At 36.1% G+C, this 20402-nt stretch carries 25 protein-coding genes, 1 pseudogene and 1 riboswitch; of the genes and pseudogenes, 7 read left to right on the forward strand and 19 right to left on the reverse strand.

The window, feature by feature from the left end; all coding sequences use genetic code 11:
* Positions 1-98: 98 nt before the first annotated feature.
* A pseudogene (locus ACIQYS_RS19140) lies at positions 99-893 on the reverse strand (ribonucleotide reductase N-terminal alpha domain-containing protein); the annotation flags it as partial.
* A 159-nt stretch (positions 894-1052) separates the two neighbouring features.
* On the reverse strand, positions 1053-1889 hold the full coding sequence (locus tag ACIQYS_RS19145; protein ID WP_402983562.1) for a lipoate--protein ligase family protein: 837 nt from the start codon (positions 1887-1889) through the stop codon (positions 1053-1055).
* A 121-nt stretch (positions 1890-2010) separates the two neighbouring features.
* Between ACIQYS_RS19145 and ACIQYS_RS19150 the strand changes: the two genes are divergently transcribed.
* A complete protein-coding gene (locus ACIQYS_RS19150; RefSeq protein ID WP_402983624.1) occupies positions 2011-2376 on the forward strand; it encodes a rhodanese-like domain-containing protein in 366 nt (121 codons plus the stop codon).
* 115 nt (positions 2377-2491) lie between these two features.
* Entirely contained in the window at positions 2492-3760 is a 1269-nt protein-coding gene (locus ACIQYS_RS19155) for an AAA family ATPase (protein WP_402983565.1), read from the forward strand.
* Positions 3761-3801: 41 nt separating this feature from the next.
* Here ACIQYS_RS19155 and gcvPB read toward each other — a convergent pair whose 3' ends face one another.
* The 11 genes from gcvPB to comGA form a co-directional block, all read right to left on the reverse strand.
* Positions 3802-5262 (reverse strand): aminomethyl-transferring glycine dehydrogenase subunit GcvPB, encoded by a 1461-nt coding sequence (gene gcvPB, locus ACIQYS_RS19160; RefSeq protein ID WP_402983568.1) that lies wholly within the window; start codon positions 5260-5262, stop codon positions 3802-3804.
* A complete protein-coding gene (gene gcvPA, locus ACIQYS_RS19165; protein WP_402983627.1) occupies positions 5255-6601 on the reverse strand; it encodes an aminomethyl-transferring glycine dehydrogenase subunit GcvPA in 1347 nt (448 codons plus the stop codon). The genes gcvPB and gcvPA overlap by 8 nt, the downstream gene beginning before the upstream one ends.
* Before the next feature lie 24 nt (positions 6602-6625).
* Positions 6626-7729, reverse strand: a complete 1104-nt coding sequence (gene gcvT / locus ACIQYS_RS19170; RefSeq protein ID WP_402983571.1) for a glycine cleavage system aminomethyltransferase GcvT — start codon at positions 7727-7729, stop codon at positions 6626-6628.
* Between the two features lie 158 nt (positions 7730-7887).
* Positions 7888-7983: riboswitch (glycine riboswitch) on the reverse strand.
* A 117-nt stretch (positions 7984-8100) separates the two neighbouring features.
* Positions 8101-8613 (reverse strand): shikimate kinase, encoded by a 513-nt coding sequence (locus ACIQYS_RS19175; RefSeq protein WP_402983574.1) that lies wholly within the window; start codon positions 8611-8613, stop codon positions 8101-8103.
* 14 nt (positions 8614-8627) lie between these two features.
* Positions 8628-8834, reverse strand: a complete 207-nt coding sequence (locus ACIQYS_RS19180; protein ID WP_402983577.1) for a hypothetical protein — start codon at positions 8832-8834, stop codon at positions 8628-8630.
* Positions 8812-9267 (reverse strand): competence type IV pilus minor pilin ComGF, encoded by a 456-nt coding sequence (gene comGF, locus ACIQYS_RS19185; RefSeq protein WP_402983580.1) that lies wholly within the window; start codon positions 9265-9267, stop codon positions 8812-8814. Before comGF ends, ACIQYS_RS19180 begins: the two co-directional genes overlap by 23 nt.
* Positions 9246-9554 (reverse strand): hypothetical protein, encoded by a 309-nt coding sequence (locus ACIQYS_RS19190; protein ID WP_402983583.1) that lies wholly within the window; start codon positions 9552-9554, stop codon positions 9246-9248. The genes comGF and ACIQYS_RS19190 overlap by 22 nt, the downstream gene beginning before the upstream one ends.
* On the reverse strand, positions 9544-9984 hold the full coding sequence (comGD, locus tag ACIQYS_RS19195; RefSeq protein ID WP_402983586.1) for a competence type IV pilus minor pilin ComGD: 441 nt from the start codon (positions 9982-9984) through the stop codon (positions 9544-9546). The genes ACIQYS_RS19190 and comGD overlap by 11 nt, the downstream gene beginning before the upstream one ends.
* Positions 9985-9988: 4 nt before the next feature.
* Positions 9989-10312, reverse strand: a complete 324-nt coding sequence (comGC, locus tag ACIQYS_RS19200; RefSeq protein WP_402983589.1) for a competence type IV pilus major pilin ComGC — start codon at positions 10310-10312, stop codon at positions 9989-9991.
* A gap of 12 nt (positions 10313-10324) precedes the next feature.
* Positions 10325-11389: a competence type IV pilus assembly protein ComGB gene (gene comGB / locus ACIQYS_RS19205; protein WP_402983592.1), complete on the reverse strand. Its 1065-nt coding sequence runs from the start codon at positions 11387-11389 to the stop codon at positions 10325-10327.
* Positions 11370-12386, reverse strand: a complete 1017-nt coding sequence (gene comGA, locus ACIQYS_RS19210; protein ID WP_402983595.1) for a competence type IV pilus ATPase ComGA — start codon at positions 12384-12386, stop codon at positions 11370-11372. The genes comGB and comGA overlap by 20 nt, the downstream gene beginning before the upstream one ends.
* Positions 12387-12570: 184 nt before the next feature.
* On the opposite strand from comGA, the gene ACIQYS_RS19215 reads away from it, so the two are divergent.
* Both ACIQYS_RS19215 and ACIQYS_RS19220 read left to right on the forward strand, forming a co-directional pair.
* On the forward strand, positions 12571-13251 hold the full coding sequence (locus tag ACIQYS_RS19215) for a helix-turn-helix transcriptional regulator (protein WP_402983598.1): 681 nt from the start codon (positions 12571-12573) through the stop codon (positions 13249-13251).
* 141 nt (positions 13252-13392) lie between these two features.
* A complete protein-coding gene (locus ACIQYS_RS19220; RefSeq protein ID WP_093265843.1) occupies positions 13393-13635 on the forward strand; it encodes a DUF2626 family protein in 243 nt (80 codons plus the stop codon).
* A 132-nt stretch (positions 13636-13767) separates the two neighbouring features.
* On the opposite strand, the gene ACIQYS_RS19225 is transcribed toward ACIQYS_RS19220, so the two are convergent.
* The gene (locus ACIQYS_RS19225; protein WP_402983601.1) at positions 13768-14406 is read right to left on the reverse strand and encodes an MBL fold metallo-hydrolase; all 639 of its coding nucleotides are present in this window, start codon (positions 14404-14406) and stop codon (positions 13768-13770) included.
* 153 nt (positions 14407-14559) lie between these two features.
* Here ACIQYS_RS19225 and ACIQYS_RS19230 point away from each other — a divergent pair, with 153 nt between their 5' ends.
* Positions 14560-14739 (forward strand): DUF2759 domain-containing protein, encoded by a 180-nt coding sequence (locus ACIQYS_RS19230; protein ID WP_093265849.1) that lies wholly within the window; start codon positions 14560-14562, stop codon positions 14737-14739.
* A 47-nt stretch (positions 14740-14786) separates the two neighbouring features.
* Here the strand turns inward: ACIQYS_RS19230 and ACIQYS_RS19235 are convergent, their stop codons facing one another.
* From ACIQYS_RS19235 to rpmG, 5 genes are all read right to left on the reverse strand, one after another.
* Positions 14787-15899, reverse strand: a complete 1113-nt coding sequence (locus tag ACIQYS_RS19235) for a YqgU-like beta propeller domain-containing protein (RefSeq protein ID WP_402983604.1) — start codon at positions 15897-15899, stop codon at positions 14787-14789.
* Positions 15900-16061: 162 nt separating this feature from the next.
* Positions 16062-17966 carry an LTA synthase family protein gene (locus ACIQYS_RS19240; protein WP_402983607.1) on the reverse strand — a complete coding sequence of 635 codons (1905 nt, stop codon included), beginning with the start codon at positions 17964-17966 and terminating at the stop codon, positions 16062-16064.
* 224 nt (positions 17967-18190) lie between these two features.
* Entirely contained in the window at positions 18191-18385 is a 195-nt protein-coding gene (locus ACIQYS_RS19245) for a YqgQ family protein (RefSeq protein WP_402983610.1), read from the reverse strand.
* Position 18386: 1 nt separating this feature from the next.
* On the reverse strand, positions 18387-18971 hold the full coding sequence (locus tag ACIQYS_RS19250; RefSeq protein ID WP_402983613.1) for a 5-formyltetrahydrofolate cyclo-ligase: 585 nt from the start codon (positions 18969-18971) through the stop codon (positions 18387-18389).
* A 59-nt stretch (positions 18972-19030) separates the two neighbouring features.
* Complete coding sequence (gene rpmG, locus ACIQYS_RS19255) at positions 19031-19180, reverse strand: 50S ribosomal protein L33 (protein ID WP_093265860.1); 150 nt, start codon at positions 19178-19180, stop codon at positions 19031-19033.
* A gap of 174 nt (positions 19181-19354) precedes the next feature.
* On the opposite strand from rpmG, the gene ACIQYS_RS19260 reads away from it, so the two are divergent.
* Positions 19355-19705 carry a hypothetical protein gene (locus ACIQYS_RS19260; RefSeq protein WP_402983616.1) on the forward strand — a complete coding sequence of 117 codons (351 nt, stop codon included), beginning with the start codon at positions 19355-19357 and terminating at the stop codon, positions 19703-19705.
* A complete protein-coding gene (locus ACIQYS_RS19265) occupies positions 19705-20172 on the forward strand; it encodes a hypothetical protein (protein ID WP_402983618.1) in 468 nt (155 codons plus the stop codon). The genes ACIQYS_RS19260 and ACIQYS_RS19265 overlap by 1 nt, the downstream gene beginning before the upstream one ends.
* Positions 20173-20402: the final 230 nt, after the last annotated feature.

Raw genomic sequence — 20402 nt, forward strand, 5'->3', positions numbered from 1 at the left:
TTTTCAAACCTTCACGCTCACTATTACTAGTCACGTTGTGGTGAAGAAAGCTCTAAGGATGTTCCAGCAATTCACGAGATTACGTCGCCGATATGTTAACGACGTGATCCACCTTGTTCGACAAGATGAGTCAATTTTGCAATATCATCTAACCAAGAAACAGAACCAGAAGATTTTCCGTTTACCCCGCGAGCTAATGTGTTACGTGGACGAAGTGTGGAACCGTTAGTACCAACTCCACCACCGCGGCTCATAATTTCCATTACTTGTTTACGATGATCACTAATTCCTTCACGCGAATCAGCTACAAACGGCATTACGTAACAGTTAAAATATGTTACGTCTGTTCCTGTACCTGCTCCGTATAATACTCGTCCAGCAGGGATGAATTTCAATGAAACTAATTGCTGGTAGAACTTTTCGAACCATTCTGCTCTTTTATCTTCCGTTTTTTCAACGGAAGCAAGTCCAGTTGCATTTCGCTTTGCAATTTGCTCGTAGAATACTTCTAACGGCTTTTCAATTACGCTTAAAGGACGGCTCACAATACCAGATGCTACTTGATTGCTATCGTCAATCGCACTTCGGTAATCTTCTTCGATCAAAACTTCAGCTGTCTTTGCTTCGTGATTTATCGACACGATATGCCCTAATCCTCGCGCTGGAAATTTCGGATCATCTTTTACCGTCAATACGACAAAATCTCCTGTTTTTAGAGTTTTTTTCTCCGTATCTTTAAAAGAATAACGGTCAATCATAACGAGTCTAGAAACACCTTTATGTGTCAATGTCATGTCGTCTGTAATTGGGTGTACTTGTGGAAATTGTTCAATATCTTTGTTTAACTGTTCCATGTTAATGATTGCTTTTTTGTTCTGAGATGCTAATACCATCCTATTGCCTCCCTTTTATTTCAAAAATAAAACACACCATATATGGTATATCGTTATTTAAAAACGATACTATATGTTGTGTTTTTTTGCAAATGAACCGATTTGGTTCAAATGCACTCATATCAATAGTCAATGGACTTAATGACTAAAAAAAATAAATTATTTTTTATAATTCCATTCATCATTAGCATATCGCTTCGCTTCTATCTCTTTCACATAACTTTCTTGCTCTTCCGTTAACGAGTATTCAATCAATTCAATTCGCAAAGCTTCTTCAAAACCTTTTTTAAAAGCCACCTTACATTCGTCGATCGTTATCGGCTTTTGACTAATTTTGTTGATGGAAACTGCTTTTTTCGATAAACTCACTTTTACTTTTTCTCTCAATTCATCGGAGGAGAACTTAAATGTCTGAATTAATTTATCTTCATCTAAATCCAGTAGAATAGCCCCATGTTGCAAAATAACACCTTTTTGTCTCGTTTGAGCACTTCCAGCTACTTTTTTCCCTTCGACTACGAGCTCGTACCAACTCGGCGCATCAAAACAAACTGCAGATTTCGGCTTTTTTAAATCCAGCCTTTTCTCTTCTGTGTCAGGGACTGAGAAATATGCTTCTAACCCAAGATTTTGGAAGCCAATTAACAAACCTTCACTTATCACTCGATAAGCTTCGGTTACAGTGGCCGGCATATCTGGATAACTTTCAGTTACAATCACGCTATATGTAAGTTCATGTTCATGGAGTACGCCTCTTCCACCGGTAGGTCTTCGGACAAATCCAAGCCCTAATTTTTTTACAGCATCCATGTCAATTTCTTTGTCAACTGATTGAAAATAGCCAATCGACAATGTAGCAGGATTCCACTGATAAAATCGAACGATCGGTGGAATGAGTCCTTCACTATGCCAATCTAATAACGCTTCATCTAATGCCATATTATAAGACGGACTACAAGGCCCTGAATTGATAAAATACCATTTTGTGTTCTCCACTCAAGTCTCCTCCTTCACAACGATATTCATTTTATCAAATAGATTGAATTGTATCTAGTGAATCTTTTATAATAGATATGGAAACATAGAAAGGGGAAAGACCGTGTCTAATACTTTATACATTTTAATCGCAGTAATTGTCGTGTTAATAGTCTACGCTGTCGTTCAAGCATTACGATTAAAAAAAGCAGTTACAAATCTTACGCAGGAACAATTTATAACGGGTTATCGTAAAGCCCAACTAATCGATGTGAGAGAGCCAAAAGAGTTCGATGCCGGGCATATTCTAGGAGCAAGAAATATTCCTTCGTCACAACTTCGACAACGTTTCAAAGAAATTCGACCAGATAAGCCTGTTTACTTATATTGCCAAAGTAGTGCAAGAAGTGCTCGTGCCGCAATGTTTTTAAAGAAAAAAGGCTATACGGATTTAAACCAACTTCAAGGCGGCTTCAAAACTTGGACTGGTAAGATTAAAACGAAATAATATTAAAAAGCGCTCTTTGCAAAAGAGGCTTGGCGCTTAAGTCTAGATATACATAAAGGTTCTTCTTTTTAAGAGGGACCTTTTTCTATCATCATCTCGCTAATGGAGGAATTAAATGCAAAAGCATGTTTTATTTTCGCACAATGAAGACTTTAGACAAACACATCCTAATTACGAAGATTTCGCGATCGTTTCCAAACGTATTGTTTATGCATTAAAAGAACGAATGTATGCTGATTGGAAAACGATTGATATTGGCGAATCGATCTTACAGTTAGACGGAAATTTACTGGAAATGATGGAGAATCATCTCATACAATATGAGGTTTTAGCTACCATATTCGAAACGAAAGCGCAAAGCAAAATTACAAGTAAATCGCAACTTTCGGTAGAGAGTAAGCTAGAAGTTGTGGAAACATTTGAAAATAAATTGATCTTTTTCCCTGAATATAACATAGCGCTCACCCTCGCATTTAATTTCTCCGGAGGTAACACTTGGCCTGAATATTATTTCTTTGCAGATTCTCCTGAAACTGCTCTTAATTTCTTAAAAGTAATCAATGAAAAAATGCGCCAATTATTAATGCAGTCCGTTACATATTTAGTGGATACCGAACATGGTGTTCAACGACGAAAATATGGTGAACAAGCGGCAGTCAATAGAGAAGACGTATTATTATCAGAAGGAATTAAACAAGATATTTTCCGGTCGATCGACGAATTTTTTAAAGAAGATGGTCATTTTTTCAAAGAGTATGGTCTGCCATATAAACGCGGAATATTACTATATGGGTCACCAGGTAACGGGAAAACGACTTTAGTAAAATCGATTACGGGTTCTACTAAGGCACCTGTCGTCTATTGGCAAATTACCGAATTCACTGGAAGTCATTCTGTACAAGAAGTATTTGGGATCGTCACTCGGTTAGCTCCAGCAATATTAGTCATCGAGGATATCGATTCCATGCCAGAATACACCCGTTCCGTCTTTTTAAACACGTTAGACGGCGCCCAATCACGAGAAGGGTTATTTATCATCGGGACGACAAACTACCCGCAGAAAATTGATCCTGCGCTTATTAATCGCGCTGGTCGTTTTGATCGTGCTTACGAAATCCCTGCACCTTCCGAAAAAATGCGGGAAAACTATTTACGCAAACTGGATATTAAGCATATATTCACAGATGAACAGTTTACTGACATGGCGAAACGCTCGAAAGGATTGTCCATGTCACAGCTAAATGAACTTTATATGTCCGTTGCTCTCAATTGGCATTACGATGGAGAGCTCGCTTATGAAAAACGGATCGAGGAACTAATTAACCAAAACAAACGATCGAGGAAAAATGACTGGGAAAAAGATGAATCTTCTATTGGGTTCTAAATAGAAAAAAGTGCGATCCGAATAAGGACCGCACTTTTTTATTATGCTTTTGTATAACGCAACACCGGTTGACGTGCAGCTTTTGTTTCGTCTAAACGATTAATAACTGTTGTATGTGGTGCATTTTGAACGATTTCCGGGTTGTCTTGTACTTCTTTAGCAATTTGGATTAATGCATCACAGAATGCGTCTAATGTCTCTTTTGACTCTGTTTCTGTCGGCTCGATCATCATACCTTCTTCTACATTTAATGGGAAGTAAATTGTTGGAGGATGATATCCAAAGTCAAGCAGACGTTTTGCCATATCTAAAGTACGAACGCCAAGTTTCTTTTGACGGCGACCACTTAATACGAATTCATGCTTACAGTGACGGTTGTATGGAAGATCAAAATGTTCTTCTAAACGTCTCATCATATAGTTTGCATTTAGCACTGCATACTCCGTAACTGCTTTTAGACCATCTGGACCCATTGAGCGGATATATGTGTATGCACGAACATTGATACCGAAGTTTCCATAGAACGGTTTTACACGACCAATCGCTTGGGGACGATTGTAGTCAAATGTATATTTGTCATCTTCTTTTATAAGTACTGGGCTTGGTAAAAATGGAATTAGATCTGCTTTTACTCCAACTGGACCTGAACCTGGACCACCACCGCCGTGAGGACCCGTAAATGTTTTATGCAAGTTTAAGTGAACACAGTCAAAGCCCATATCTCCTGGACGTGCTTTCGACATTACAGCGTTTAAATTAGCACCATCATAGTATAATTTACCACCAACACCGTGGATGATTTCTGCTAATTCTAAAATATTTTCTTCAAATAGACCTAATGTATTTGGGTTCGTTAGCATTAGAGCAGCAGTATCAGGACCAGCAACACGACGTAAGTCTTCTAAATCTACTAATCCATTTTCATCTGATTTTACAGTAATAGTTTCAAAGCCTGCAACAGTAGCAGAAGCAGGGTTTGTACCATGAGCAGAGTCAGGAACGATTACTTTTGTACGCTGTAAGTCACCATTTGCTTCATGGAATGCACGAATCATCATGAGAGCAGTCCATTCACCGTGTGCACCTGCAGCAGGTTGAAGTGTCACTTCGTCCATACCAGTGATTTCGATCAAATGTTCTTGAAGATCATACATTAGCTCCATCGCACCTTGAACTGAAGATTCATCTTGTAATGGATGAATATTTGCGAATCCTGGGAAACGTGCAACCGATTCATTCACTTTTGGATTGTATTTCATCGTACAAGATCCAAGTGGGTAGAATCCTGTATCTACCCCGTGGTTACGGTTTGATAGAGCAGTATAATGGCGCATAATATCTAACTCAGATACTTCAGGTAACTCCGCTTCTTCTTCACGTAAAATGCCTTGAGGTAATAGTGAAGCCAAATCTATTTCTGGCACATCTAGTTCTGGTAAGCTATACCCCACACGGCCTTCTTTCGTTATTTCAAAAATTAGTGGTTGATTGTCCTTATGCATGAAGAGCCCCCATTTCTTGCACGAGTGCATCTATTTCTTCTTTTGTACGTTGTTCTGTAACAGCGATCAATACATGATTTTGAAGATCCGCGTTCACTCGACCTAGATCGAATCCTCCGATAATTCCTTTTTCCAGTAGTGCTTTATTTGTATCAGCAACAGAACCGTTCACTTTTACAACGATTTCATTGAAATGTGCCCCTTGGAAAGGCACTTCAAATCCAGCTTTCTCAAAAGATTGTTTTGCATAATGTGTTTTCGCAATATTTTGTATAGCCATTTCTTTCACACCTTTTTTACCAAGTGCAGTCATAGCAACTGAAGCTGCCAATGCATTTAGCGCTTGGTTCGAACAGATGTTAGAAGTAGCTTTATCACGACGAATATGTTGTTCGCGTGCTTGAAGTGTTAATACAAATCCACGACGACCATCTTCATCTGTTGTTTCTCCAACTAAACGACCAGGAACTTTACGCATCAATTTAGAAGATACGGCAAAGAAACCACAGTGAGGTCCGCCGAATGCTTCCGCAATTCCGAACGGTTGTGCATCTCCAACTGTAATATCTGCTCCAAATTTACCTGGTGGTGTTAATGCTCCAAGTGCAAGTGGGTTTGCAGAAACAACGAATAATGCTTTTTGTGCATGTGTTAGTTGTTCCACTTTAGCTAGATCTTCAATTTGTCCAAAGAAGTTTGGATACTGAACTAATACAGCTGCTGTTTCTTCATCTACTAATTCTTCAAGTTGCGCTAAGTCTGTTATGCCATCTTTTGTTGGAACCGTTACAACTTGAACATTTTGTCCTTTTGCATACATTTTTACCACATCGATATATTCCGGATGAACAGCTTCCGAAACGACTAACTTTTTACGACGAGTGTGACCTGCAGCTAAGTTACCAGCTTCAGCAAGTGCTGTACCACCGTCATACATAGAAGAATTGGCAATATCCATACCCGTTAATTCACAAATCATTGTTTGGAATTCAAAAATTGCTTGTAATTCCCCTTGCGAAATTTCCGGTTGGTAAGGAGTATATGCCGTATAAAATTCGGAACGGGAAATAACATGATCTACTATAATTGGTTTGAAATGATCATAAACGCCAGCACCTAAGAAAGAAGCGTGTTTTTTGCTATCTGCGTTTTTGTCAGCAAGCGCAGATAGTTCTTTTAATAAAGCAGATTCTGCTTTCGCAGGTTTAATATTGTACTCCCCTTTAAAACGTACTTTCTCAGGAATATCAGCAAACAATTCATCAATAGAAGAAATGCCGATTACTTCTAACATTTCTTTTTGATCTTGCTCAGTCATTGGTAAATAACGATGCTTCATCAATAGACAACCTCTTTCTGCGAATTATTTTTCTCTTTTATAAAAAGGAGTAGCGACAGTGACTGCTCTTAACCTTTTGTTTCTTATTTCCACTTCTAGCTCTTTACCGACTTCAGCGAATGTTGCGTCAATTAACACTAAGCCGATATTTTTTTTAAGTGTTGGAGATTGAGTTCCTGTAGTAACAACACCAACTTGTTTATCACCAACATACACAGGGTATCCTGTACGTGGAATTCCTTTATCAATCATTTCAATTCCAATACTTTTTCTTGGAACGCCATTTTCTTTTTGAGCAGCTAAAACAGATTTACCGTTGAAATCTTGTTCTTTCTTAAGCTTTACAACAAAACCTAAACCAGCTTCAAGTGGGGAAATATCTTTTGATAGCTCTTGACCATATAATGGTAAGCATGCCTCAAAGCGTAATGTATCACGAGCCCCTAGCCCACAAGGTAGAAGTCCATCTTCCTTACCTGCTTGTAAAATATCTCTCCATAAATCTCTTACATCATTACTAGCTGCATAGATTTCAAACCCGTCTTCGCCTGTATAGCCGGTACGAGAAACGAGAACTGACTTTCCAGCTACTTCGACATTTTCTACGAAACGGAAGAATTTAATTTCGTCTAGGTTTTTGGAAGTAAGCTTTTGTAGAACCTCTTGCGCGATTGGTCCTTGCAGCGCTAGTAAACCGTATTCATCCGATTTATTTACAAGCTCTACATCACCTGTCGCGAATTGTTTCATCCAGTCAAAATCTTTCTCAATATTACCTGCATTTACTACTAATAAATAATGGTTATCTTCTACTTTATAAACTAATAGATCATCTACTATACCGCCATCTTCATAGCACATAGCTGTATATTGCGCTTGGCCATTCACTAATTTGGAAACATCATTTGTCATGATTTTTTGTAAAAACGCTTCACTTGCTGAACCTGAAACGATAATTTCTCCCATATGAGAAACATCAAACAATCCTGCTTTTGTTCTTACTGCTTCATGTTCTTCTTTAATACTAGAAAATTGTACAGGTAATTCCCAGCCACCAAAATCAATTGTTTTTCCTCCATATGTTGCATAATCTTCAAATAGAGGTGTTCGCTTCAACTGTTCTGACAAAAAAATCTCCTCCTTAATTTTATTCTTACAGAAAAAAGGACAGAAAAACCCCTTTAAATTAACAAGGGTTCTCTGTCCTGGCACCTGAAAGTTTACCGAAACGGCTTTCCTCTTTGGTGGCTTTCCGTGATACTAAACGAAAGCACTCTCCAGAGTTGCGTCCTATACGAGTTCTTTTGCCTGAGAGATTCATAATGGGATATTACTTGCTCCTTCGGCGACGCATCTAGTGCGTTCTCTCCCCGTATATTCATCCGCGATATCTGTATAAATGGCTTGCTTTGTCTATATCCTAACATTTAACATAAAAAGACGCAATACTTTTTAGAAAAATACCAAAAACACGAACTATATTTTAATTTACATCATATTCATTCGCCTTTTAGTCGATTCACCTGATATCCAGCATATTCTGTCACTTGTCGTAATGGTCGATTTTCGGTAAGGATTGTAATATGTGTCGCCTTCTTATAGGCTCTTTTTCTCTTATTGTATAACTGCTCTAACTCTTCTTTTGTACTACTTTGCACAATAGGTCGATTTTTATCGTTTTTAATACGCATCCAAATATCATTAAATGTTGCGTCTAAATACAAAACTAACCCTGTATTTCGCATAATTCGAACATTTTCTTCATTCATTGCAACCCCTCCGCCCGTAGAGATAATACAAGACTCTTTACGGAAGTTTTGCAAAAAATCAGTTTCTAATTGCCGAAAATGAGCTTCTCCCTCCTGTTCAAATATTTCTGGTATCGTCCTTTTCTGCTTATTTACGATTTCTTTATCCATGTCGTAATAAGGCATTTTTAACAAATAGCTCAGTCTTCTTCCGACTGCACTTTTCCCACTTCCCATAAAACCAACTAAATATACTTTGTACATGATTCACCAACTCGCTACATATCAAGATTATTTTCTCGCTCATTAAAATTATCTATTTTATTGATAGTAGCATTAATGTTGCTTATTTCCAACGAATCATACGTTCGATATTTGGATTGGTATGCAGCAGTTGTTGCAAATAGTGACAAACAAACGATTAATAACAGTAACATTGCAGCAGGTAACAACACGCCTTTTTCATTCCGAATGATATGTGACATAAAAGGTATGCTCCTTTTCGATACCATTTAAAAAGGTGACAAAAAAATGTAGAGATTGGCCGTCCACTTTTACCGACATAGTTTTTACATGTAGCAGCATTTGCTCATGTCCTAATCGATTCTTTTGTTTCCTTATTAAATTTGCATATAATTCAATATCATACTCTTCCTCATTTTTTCGAAACCGTATACCTGGTTGCTCTTTTTGAATGACTAATGAGTCGATATCATTTAAATAAGTTTCTACGTTTTGCACAAATAGTGCCCATTCCGTATCTGTTGGGTTCGTAATCATCTCTTCTATTCTATTCGACCAGCCGATCGTAACTGCAAATACTTGAGAAAAAAGCATCAATACAGATAACTGAATGATTCCATCCAACAGCGTATACCCTTTCTCGTTGGCGAATCTTAATTTGAAACAGTTACGCAATTTGTTTTCTCCTCTCGCATACCTGCGTAATATACACAAATTTGATCATTTCTAACTACATACGTATAAGCAACCATTTCAATATCCATTGTTCCATTATAACTGCTTTCGCTTATAAACTTTTTGGCTGCATCATGGATAACAATAGAGGCATGATACTTTCGCTTCTTCTCTTCTAGTTGTACATGCATATTATTTAATAATGGAAGTAATGTGATCGCAATGATAAATGTAATCGATAGCGCTAATATTGTTTCTGGCCACGAAAATCCGTTACTATTCTTCATACATTAACCTGCCATTACCGATGTACACAGTAACAATTTTATGCCCTTTTCTTGTATCAAACGTAAACGTTCCGAACTGACTCACCGCTCCGTTTGGATGAAAAGCAATTCCTTTCAAATAACTATCGATCGAAAGGCGCATATGCTTAGGCACTTCATATTCAAATAGTGGAATATTCGCTGATTTTGCTATATATTTTGATCCGTTCATATCAAAATTTAAATACGTATATTTATTTTCACCAATTGCAATCGACTGTAGCCTTTGTACATCTAAATGAAATTGTCTAAAAAAACGTTTTTCTTCCGCAGCTTCTACTTTCGTAGTAGTCACATATACAACTGAGGTAGTAATAACCATTACGATAGACAAGACGAGCATTGTTTCAACTAAAGTGAAGCCTCGCTCGTTTTTTCTAAAATCGCTCATCTTACTATTCCTCACTTTCTTTGGCTACTACAACACTTCCGTCTGTTTGGATTTTTATTTTATCTCCATTTGGGCAAGAATCCACTCCTTTTAAGAATTCGCTTTCACTTAACAATTCGATCGTTGGAATTTTTTTATTTTCTATTTTGTAAGCTTCTACTTGACCTTCTACCATTTTGATAAAAGCTTCGCATCCTTTTTTGTCGATATTTGCAGAATGTTTTGTCACATTCGGGATAGAGATGAGTATTAAAACAGAAATAATAAGTAAGACAATCATCATTTCTACTAAAGTGAAACCTCGTTCATTCTTCCATATTTTCTTCATAATAATTCTCCTTTACACAATATTTATCATCTCGTAAATTGGCAACAATATTGCTAAATACGCACCGATAATGAAAATAGCTAAGATGAAAAACAATGTCGGTTGAATAATACTTAAATACCGAGAAAGTTTTGTTTCAATTCGTTCCGATAAAAATTCACTGTACAATGTTAACTCTCTTCCAAGATACCCATTGTTTTCGCCGTGCACGACAAAATGATGGAAATCTTCTGTAAAATAACCTAAAAGTAAAACTGATTTAGAGAAAGATTCTCCATGCACAATTTTGTTTTTCATTTGTTCTGCCATAAACTGAAGTGCTTTATGCTCTGGTTGGTTTATTAATGCATCAAACGACTGTTGTAATGGCATGCCGCTCTCGATCAGCCCACCCATTTCCCTTGAAAACACTCTAGTCAACAGAAGTCGGCACCAATTATTCACAATTGGAATCTTCTGAGAAAAGTTAAGCCGTACTTCCACCGTTCGCTTTTGGAGGAAGAGCAGGACTATGCTTATAAGTATTGATACTACAACGATTACAAATAAAAAAATATTTGGCATTTGTAATAAAACAGTTGTCCATGCGATAGAATTTTCGGATTTGAGTGACTCCCTCGTTCCGAGCAAGGACTCCATATTTGGAAGGAAATACATACGGAAAATCGTAAACAGCAAAAAAATAGCGACAAACAAAAATAATGGGTACATTAATAAATTATTTAATCGTTTTTTTGCTCGTTCATAAATAGCGATATTCACTCCAAGAGTCGAGATAGTTTCTTGTAATTGACCGTGAATCATTGCTAAATTAATGGGAAGGAGTAATCGACTTGGAAAACCTAGCAATTTAAATACTTCAGTCACACTCAAACCGCTCTTTTGGACTTCCGTTACTTGATGAATCACTTTATCCGCATTTTTTACATGGAAAGGCAATAACATAGAGACGGACTCATGAAATGTATAACCTTCCTTCAACAAGTCACTTAATCTAATTAAAAATGGTGACTGCATATTCGAAGGGATTGTTTCATGCTTTCTAGTGAAGTATGCTTTAATTTCTTTGAATAACACCTTCTCTTACCCCTCTCTCAATTTGATAGGAAAGAGTTATAGCATGTGGAATATGAAAATCCTTACCGCTAAATAAAGAGTCTAGTGCCTCTACTAAAAATTCATCTGAAATAATTTCGAATATAGCAGAGAGCTCCGGTTGTTTCAAATTCGATACTGGTACTAGTCTTTGCGTTACAATACCAATAATCGTTTGTTTCAATTCTTCTGCGGAGACTCCTAAATCCATTAACCGATAAAGCGCGCCAACACCATCTTTTGCATGAATGGTGGACACAACTAAATGGCCCGTTAAAGATGCTTGTATGGCAGCTTTAGCAGTATCTTCATCACGAATTTCACCAATCATAATAACATCCGGTGAATGCCTTAAGATTGCTTTTAATCCCGCAGAATATGTTACACCGGAACGTTCATTCACTTGAATTTGCAATAAATGTGATTGACTATTTTCTACAGGGTCTTCCAGTGAAATGACATGTCGATTTAAGTTTTCGGAACAATATTTAGTGAGTGAGTACATAGTCGTTGATTTACCTGAACCAGTTGGACCAACAAAAAGAATTAAACCTTGTCGATTGTTCGCAAGCTCTACTATTTTTTCGGATGCATCTCGAAATAAAGACAAAGCATGGATTATTTTTGCATTATCATGTTGCTGCAAACGGATAACAAGACTTTCTTTTCCATAAACTGATGGCAATGTTGAAACACGAAATGAGAATTTTTGATTGTTGAATGTTTGTTGAAATGAACCACTTTGTGGCTTTCTTTTTTCGCTGATATCAAGAGAGGATAAAAACTTGAAGAATGATATAATACGTTCACCCAAATGGAGGGGAAGCTTCCCTGCTTCAAACATTTGAGCGTGTTTCTTAAAATAATAAAAATAATTTTCTTCATTTGGAATCATATGCAAATCGGAAGCGCCAAAACGATGTGCTTTTCTTAATAATTGTGCACATTTTTGCTCAATTGTATTTTCTATTTGTTGCATGCATCTTTCCTTTCTCCAGGTACAAGTTGTGACCGCAAACAGCTTGTACAAATTTAGTATACTTCCAATCTCCAAATAAATAAAGAGATTTATTAAAATCTTCCAACTATTTATAAACAAATTTATTTGTCATTTTATTTTTCTTCATTATAATTATAGAAAAGATGGGATAGGAGAAAATAGTATGCCAGATACTTTAAAGATTACAAATACACTAGCAGATGAAACTAGGTACTCCATATATCAATATATAGTGAAAGAAAAGAAACAAGTCAATGTTCAAGAAATAGCAGATCAGTTTGGCATACATCCAAATGTTGCAAGACTACACTTAACAAAATTAACCGACTCCAAATTAGTTTCTTCTGAATTAGAAAACAATAAAAAAGGTGGACGTCCTGCGAGAGTTTATTTTCCTGCTGAAGACCCAATCTATTTAAGTTTTCCAAAGCAAGAACATCGTTTATTGTTGCAATGGCTATTAGAGTTAGTCTATTCAATGGAAGAAGTAGCAATTGCAAAAGCAAAAGAAATTAGTTATCAACATGGACGAGCAATTATAGAAAATATCACTTTTTCCACACAATCCTTTGAAAGTAAAATAGAACTCTTAATAGAAACAGCAAATGCAATTGGGTACATTCCTCAAATTACAGAAAATGAAGGGAAAAAAAACATTACTTTTTCCATTTACAATTGCCCTTATAAAAATCAATTACATAAACACCCAGAACTTGTTTGTTCCCTGCACGAATCTTATTTAAAGGGACAATTTGATGCATTATTTCCAACGAATAGATTTGTCCAAATGGAAAGTATGCAAGATCATTGTAACAATTGCGTATATCAAATAGAAGTTCTATAATGAAGCTATAGATGAATCATAATTGTGACAATCCAATGTATATTCAAAAATCGAAATGCAATAATCAGTTTACAGTTGTCGACATTATCATCTATAATGAATAGGAGAATATTTGTGTCGTTGCAAAAGGAGGGACTACAAATGGGCAATATGTATAAAGTGATGGCTTTCTGGACAGGGATTTTTGCAGTTTTCTTTTATTTAGGTGGTATGTCAGAAGCTTCTCTACTATTTTTAGCAAATACGGGATTATTCCTTCTTTTAGGGTTTTTAAACCTTTCGGAACGTATGTATATGTACATCTTCGGAGCTTACTTAATGTTCTTCTTCGCAGGTTTTACATACTACACTACTTTTTTACACGTACCAGGTGCTGGACATTAATCGTTCATATGAAAAAAGCAGCTCAACACGAGCTGCTTTTTTTGTTTCATACAGTAATCAAATCTGTCCAAAGCCCTCTGAAAACAAATAGGAATAAATTTTGAACATAAACTGCGCTTTCGCTATTTTTTACTAGAATCCATTTAAGAATGGATTTGACTCCATTTCATCCTCAATCGTTGTCGCTGGTCCATGACCTGGATAAACAATAGTAGACTCCGGTAATGTTAAAAGCTTCTTATGGATTGACTTCATCAATTCTGCTTGATTGCCGCTTGGTAAATCCGTACGGCCGATACTATTTTGAAATAGTGTATCTCCAACAATTGCAAATCTAGCTTCTGGAAAATAATAAGTTATACTACCTGGCGAATGACCAGGTGTGTGCAATAATTGCATAGAAAAGCTACCTATTTCTAAATGTGTTTCCTTTTCCAGTATAATGTCCGCTTCTTTGCAAACGATAGACGGAATTTCAGCATACTTTGCTGAACCATTTTTTGACGAATCGACCAACCATTTCTTTTCTGTAGTATGAATATATACAGGTATTTGGAAAGTATCTCTCACATAATCTACTGCGCCGATATGATCAAAATGAGCATGTGTTAAAAGAACAGCAAGTGGTTTCAATTTCAATCGATGAATTTCACTTACTATTTTCTCTCCTTCTCCTCCTGGATCAAAGATTAGACATTCTTTTTCCGCATTCGAAATAACATAGCAGTTCGTTTGAATAAATCCTAATGGATAAGTACGTACACTTAACATTTAAATCACCTCTATCTTAGTTTAAACGATAATCCACCTGCTGTTCAACGTTTCGCCACTTTTTTCACTCGACAAAGTTGAAGAATACAATTACAATAGAAGAGGAATATGCAAAGCGACATTCATTTTCTGATGTCGAAAGGAGTGTCTTTCATGAACTTATTAATGGTTATTTTTGGACTAGTTACAGTTTTAGCTGTAATCGGCACTTTCCAAGCTTTCAAAGAAAAGAATGTGCTAGGAGTTCTATTTAACTTTGGTACTTTTGCAGTTTTTGGCTTCTTTACAGTCATGACTATTTTGAACCAAGGCTATCCACCAAGCTTACACTAAAATGTACAAGAAAAAAGCTGTCTTACTTTATGTATGACAGCTTTTTTCTATTCCTTAAACTCTAGCCAAATTTGTTCTTTGAATGGTTCTAGTTGAATCCAATTTTCTTTTTCATATCCACCTAGACAAACTGCTCCATTTGGAGAACAATCGATTGGTTGAGCATCTATTTCCCCGAGTTGCTTTACTCCATTTAATGAAATACTAGAAAGTACACTTTTGTCTGTAAACTCATCCACATTCCCAGACTTTTTCGCTTGAAGGATTATTAGCTGATTCGGCTGAATGATAGATACATTCGGCACAATCCATTCTGAATAATTACTAACAGCAGGAGAAGTCCACTCATAAACACGATTCGTTTCTTTCTCTTCTATTCGATACTCAAATTGATTTTGTTGTTCGTTTATAGTTATATAGAGCATGCTAGCCCCTAAATTTTGAATATCCAACAGATGATTCAAGCTAGTTTCTTCTAATGTCTCATCTTTTACGGAATAAAAGTAAAGCTCACTTCCATCCAGACTACTTTCTGCCCATTTAAACACCATTAAACGATTGCCGTCGTACCATTTGACAAATGGGTTTTCTACTTCAATTGCCTGCAAACTTTGGGTTGTTCCATCGAAAATAAATGTGTCGTATGTCCAATCTTCGTAAAATGTTGAGAATACAATTAGATTCGGATTTTCTGGGTGCCAATTCATATAAATTTCAGCAGACTCGAAAAATAAACTTTGTGCGACATGACCATCCTTATGTAACAAAACAACTTCTGCGGAGGAGGAATTACTGGATGTATGTAATAGAATCATTTCTTTGTCCGGATGAATTTCCCCTTGAATAATTGGGGTCGTCGTTGCATATATCGTTTTCCATGTTTCGGTTGACAATGTATAGGACTGTACCGTCCACTCCGCATTTTCCATCAAAATAAATAGTATTTCATCATCGGACATCCACCCAATGACACTATGAAAGACGGAACGATTTAACTGTAGGGACGGAATTTTTTTAGATGGAGCCAATTCAACATCAGATGGAAAAGAAGGTGGTACTTCTTGAGTAATAGTAGAATCTGGAGTTTCTACTTGTAAATCTTTTTCTTTACATGCTTGTAGGAAGAACAAGCATAAAATAAGTACTACAGCCTTCTTCAATTGACTCCCCCCTTCTTATTTCAGTATTGTAAGTTCGCTCTTATACAATGAGACGCTTTAATCTTCCGTTTGTTTCACAAAAAAGCACAGACGACAAATGTCTGTGCTTTTCTTTCAATCCAGCATTAACACACGATGTTGCTAACTAGACTATACTTCTGTTTACGGATTTTTTTGTTCTGCTTGATCTAATAACAGATTTCCTGTTTTTAAATCATAGAATCTGAGCAGATCTCCATTAATAATTTGATCGGAGTAACCCAGCTCTTTTGTAGTTCTATCTATATATGGCTGGCAGCTTTCGATTCCTATTTCTTCCCCAGTTTCATTGTCATAACAAGCGTTATTTGCGAATACTAATTTATCCGTCACAAATCCACCATTACGGAAAATAACAAACTCTTCATGTTCATCAGAAAATACATCTGCGCCAAGTTGCATATCTTTAGCCGTTTCCACACCTAACAAATGCAAAATTGTTGGGCGGATATCTATTTGACCAGCTGTTTCAGTAATTGTTTCCCCTTTTCCACTATTCGGTATATGAATAAAGAATGGGACACGTTGTAATTTTGCAGATTCATATGGTGTTATTTCTTTACCCAAATATTGGGACATTGCTTTATTATGATTTTCAGAAATACCATAATGATCTCCATACATTACGATAATAGAATTATCATATAAACCTTGTTCTTTTAAATCGTCAAATAAATTTTTCAACGCTTCGTCCATGTAACGTACTGATTGAAAATATTTATTTAGTGTACGAGAATTGGAATCATATTGAGGTATCAATTGATCCTCTTCATCTAAATCAAATGGATAATGATTCGTCAATGTAATTAAACGTGAGTAAAAAGGCTGAGGCATTTCTTTCATCAGCGAAACGGATTGCTCAAAGAATGGAATATCTTTCATCCCCCAGTTTACCGCATCTCCCTCGTTTACTACATAACTGTTCACATCATAATACTTTTGAATCGAAAGGGCTTGATACATCATATCACGATTCCAAAAACTCTTATTATTTGGATGCATAACATTCGTAAAATAACCTTGCTCGTTTAAACTCTCTGCCATTGAATGGAATTTATTTCCACTGTGCGTAAAAAATACGGCTCCTCCACCTAACGGATAAAGAGAATTTTCTACTAAGAATTCAGAATCAGAAGTTTTCCCTAGACCAGTCTGATGGTAGAAATTTGAAAAATAAAATGTATCTTTATCCTGCGTTAATGAATTTAAAAATGGCGTCACTTCGTGTCCATTCATATCATTATTAATCACGAAGTTTTGTAAAGATTCCATAGAAATGACGATTAAATTACGATCTTTTGCAAGTCCGAACATTTCAGCATTTGGCTCTGCTTGGTTCGAACGAACATAGTTATTTACTTCAACAAGCTCACTTCCATCAGCTAGAGCTCGCTGTGCATGTGATTTAGATTGAATATACAAATCATATAAATGATAATTGTATGAGCCAATATTTTTAACTAACATTTCACGGTCGAAACTTCTTGTTAACAATTGAGGTCTTTCAATTTCAGATAACCCTAAGTTCAAAAATAATATAGCTGCTGTTAACACAAAGTATGCTCTTCTAACAGCGGGTTTAATAACAGATGGTGTTTCTCCAATTTTCAACCATTTCAATGCAATGATAATAATCGCAACATCCGTGAAATAGAAAATATCGTACCAATAGATGCTTTCTGCTGCCGATGTACCAAGATCCCCAAAATTACTTGTTTGGAACAATACCGGTAGTGTAATAAAATCTGTAAAAAAACGATAGAACACAGCGTTTGCATATAACACCGCAGATAGGATAATACTGGTAGTAACGATATATCTATTTTTTATTTTAGGATTTTTGAAGAATAAGGATATCCCATAAATAAATAATATAAAACTGAGCGGATTAATGAATAATATTACTTGTTGCATTATATTCTCGATTTTCATATCAAAGCTAGTGTGGTAAACAATATAGGTTTTTATCCATGTGGCCACAATCGCTAGAACAAGAATAGAATGTGTCGGCCAGCTTTTCTTTCTCATGCCTACATCCTCCCCTTTTTTTTCACTCTTTATAGTATGAGTAAAAGTAACAGAGTATATCTTAATACTTTCTTCACAATAAATCAACAAAAATGAATGGGATTAATGATATAATTTTACATGTCTCTTTTTTCATACCTTTTAATAGACGGTTGTACACTTAAAAAGTTTCATATTATTTACAAAAAAAAACGACAGATGCCTCGTTTAACTGCCGCTTGTTGTTATCGTTTGTATTTACTTTGGTCTTGTCTCAATAATAATACAGCCATTTGATATTCTTTCACATCAATCATTTGCATGCGATATAGCTCTCTTATTTCCTCTTCCATCATCTCTAAATCGGCTAACCGATCTTTTGTGTATACATAAATACCAAAACGTTTTAATAATTGCGTAACGTCATATACTGAATTCATCTCATACTTCCTTCTCACGATTCTGTTTACATGGAATTACTTCCTTGTTCGTTACGATTTTATTGACAGGTATATCGAACACATCTCGTACTACTTCATCGACTACTTGAAAATCAAAGGCTAACGAGATTGTCTGTCCAGCATAATTTGTCAAAAAGCGGTCATAATAGCCACCACCATAACCTATTCGGTAACCTGTTTTACTATACACAATACCTGGCACAATAAGCAAGTCAATTTCTACAGCTGGAACTGCTACTGTTAAAAGTGGATTAGGCTCCAGTAGCTGCATATATACAATTTCTAGTTGTTCATAGCTATCTATTTTATAAAACGTCATAGAACGATCTTTAGGGGTGCATTTAGGCACGACAACAGTTTTACCTAATTCCCATAAATGTTGGATGATTCCTTCCGTATTAACCTCAGGAAAGGAAGAAATAGTAATTCCTATAATGGAAGCATCCTTCACGCTTTCTTCTATTAAAAGACGGTTTTTAATTACAGTTGAGTAGGTTAAATAAGAGTCCTGATTTAATGATGCTAATTTGGTTTTCATATCATTTCTTAATATTGATTTTGACACGCTTTTTCCTCCTGACCATAGAAAAAAACCAAAACCGCATTTGGTTTTGGTTTAAGTTATTATTTCGTTTCTCTATGAAGAGTTGATTTCTTTTCACGTGAGCAATATTTTTTAAGTTCAAGACGTTCCGGATTGTTACGCTTGTTTTTCTTAGAAATATAGTTGCGCTCTCCGCAATCTGTACAAGCTAATGTAATATTAACGCGCATGGTTGTCCCTCCCACTCTTTGCCAGGATTAAATATAAAACTTGAGCATGATTTATACGACTAATCTATTATAGCATACAATCAAAGAAAATCTACATTTAACACAAGAAATTATTCAAAGTTTTTTTGGATATGTTAGTATTAGGAGAAGAACTTATTATAAGAGGTGAATGCAATGGATTTTTCTGTCATCATAATGATTATTGGTATATTATTGATCATCCTTTCTTTTTTTATCAAGGACTCCAGCAAAAAAATAGAAGCTGAAGTGGAGGAACTTTCTTTCTCATTGTATCAAGAAACGAGTGCTTTAAAACGGAGATTAAAAGTCATCGAAGAAGAATTATTAATAGAGTCAACGAAAATGACAGCACCCAAAAATAGTACAAAAAAACCAGTCGTTCATGATATCATCAAAAGCCAAGTTCTTGAATTACATAAGCAAGGATATTCATTAAGAGAAATTAGTAATCGCTCTTCTCTTTCTGTAAAAGAAGTACAGTCCGTGATAGGTGGTGGCAATTAATGAATAAAGCAGCAATTCGTTTTCTGGGGATAGGTTTATTTTTAGCTGGTGCCACTACACAAATACAAATGATGCTAGATGATGACCAACTAGTAAAGGGTGAAATTACGCAGCAAACGTATGAACAAGCCCAACAAGATTTAAAAAATGTTAAAAAACAACTAGCAGATCTTCAACTCGACTTAGAAAATGCACAAAAAAGACAAGTAGCTCCTGAGACAGATCAAAAGGTAGAGCCTACTGGGAATTCATCTAATACTACTACAAGTACCGTTCTTCATATTCAATCGGGTATGACATCAAGAGATATTAGCGTTTTCTTAGAACAAACTGGCATAATTCAAAATAAGCAGGATTTTGAAGATTACTTGTCTGCCCAAGACCTTTCTGGCAAAATTCAAATTGGTCAATATGAACTTAACTCCACAATGTCGATCAAACAAATAGCTGAAATAATTACAAAATAAATTACGGCCATTTTTAGTGAAAATGCGTCGTAAGAAAGTTACCACTTGGATTTCCGCTGCAGGGCGTACGCTTTCCGCCGGGTGAGCGATGAGCCATCGCCTACGCATCGCGTTCGCCTGCGATGACTCATCTTTCTCACTCATCCGGGTCGAGTAGGTGGAAACCTTTCTCCCTAGCGGGAGATTGTGTTTCACCACCCCTCACAGAACCGTGCGTGCGCTATTAACGC

Source organism: Psychrobacillus sp. NPDC096426, assembly GCF_044762745.1.
Lineage (GTDB): Bacteria > Bacillota > Bacilli > Bacillales_A > Planococcaceae > Psychrobacillus.

Bases quoted from the DNA above. Each gene is read 5' to 3' on its own strand.
- ACIQYS_RS19190 (WP_402983583.1), bottom strand. From the start codon at position 9,554: ATGAAGAATAGTAACGGATTTTCGTGGCCAGAAACAATATTAGCGCTA.
- comGA (WP_402983595.1), bottom strand. From the start codon at position 12,386: ATGCAACAAATAGAAAATACAATTGAGCAAAAATGTGCACAATTATTA.
- ACIQYS_RS19155 (WP_402983565.1), top strand. From the start codon at position 2,492: ATGCAAAAGCATGTTTTATTTTCGCACAATGAAGACTTTAGACAAACA.
- ACIQYS_RS19225 (WP_402983601.1), bottom strand. From the start codon at position 14,406: ATGTTAAGTGTACGTACTTATCCATTAGGATTTATTCAAACGAACTGC.
- ACIQYS_RS19245 (WP_402983610.1), bottom strand. From the start codon at position 18,385: ATGAATTCAGTATATGACGTTACGCAATTATTAAAACGTTTTGGTATT.
- gcvPB (WP_402983568.1), bottom strand. From the start codon at position 5,262: ATGCATAAGGACAATCAACCACTAATTTTTGAAATAACGAAAGAAGGC.
- ACIQYS_RS19215 (WP_402983598.1), top strand. From the start codon at position 12,571: ATGCCAGATACTTTAAAGATTACAAATACACTAGCAGATGAAACTAGG.
- ACIQYS_RS19220 (WP_093265843.1), top strand. From the start codon at position 13,393: ATGGGCAATATGTATAAAGTGATGGCTTTCTGGACAGGGATTTTTGCA.
- comGC (WP_402983589.1), bottom strand. From the start codon at position 10,312: ATGAAGAAAATATGGAAGAATGAACGAGGTTTCACTTTAGTAGAAATG.
- ACIQYS_RS19260 (WP_402983616.1), top strand. From the start codon at position 19,355: ATGGATTTTTCTGTCATCATAATGATTATTGGTATATTATTGATCATC.
- comGD (WP_402983586.1), bottom strand. From the start codon at position 9,984: ATGAGCGATTTTAGAAAAAACGAGCGAGGCTTCACTTTAGTTGAAACA.
- ACIQYS_RS19180 (WP_402983577.1), bottom strand. From the start codon at position 8,834: ATGTCACATATCATTCGGAATGAAAAAGGCGTGTTGTTACCTGCTGCA.
- ACIQYS_RS19175 (WP_402983574.1), bottom strand. From the start codon at position 8,613: ATGTACAAAGTATATTTAGTTGGTTTTATGGGAAGTGGGAAAAGTGCA.
- gcvPA (WP_402983627.1), bottom strand. From the start codon at position 6,601: ATGAAGCATCGTTATTTACCAATGACTGAGCAAGATCAAAAAGAAATG.
- ACIQYS_RS19240 (WP_402983607.1), bottom strand. From the start codon at position 17,966: ATGAGAAAGAAAAGCTGGCCGACACATTCTATTCTTGTTCTAGCGATT.
- rpmG (WP_093265860.1), bottom strand. From the start codon at position 19,180: ATGCGCGTTAATATTACATTAGCTTGTACAGATTGCGGAGAGCGCAAC.
- ACIQYS_RS19265 (WP_402983618.1), top strand. From the start codon at position 19,705: ATGAATAAAGCAGCAATTCGTTTTCTGGGGATAGGTTTATTTTTAGCT.
- ACIQYS_RS19230 (WP_093265849.1), top strand. From the start codon at position 14,560: ATGAACTTATTAATGGTTATTTTTGGACTAGTTACAGTTTTAGCTGTA.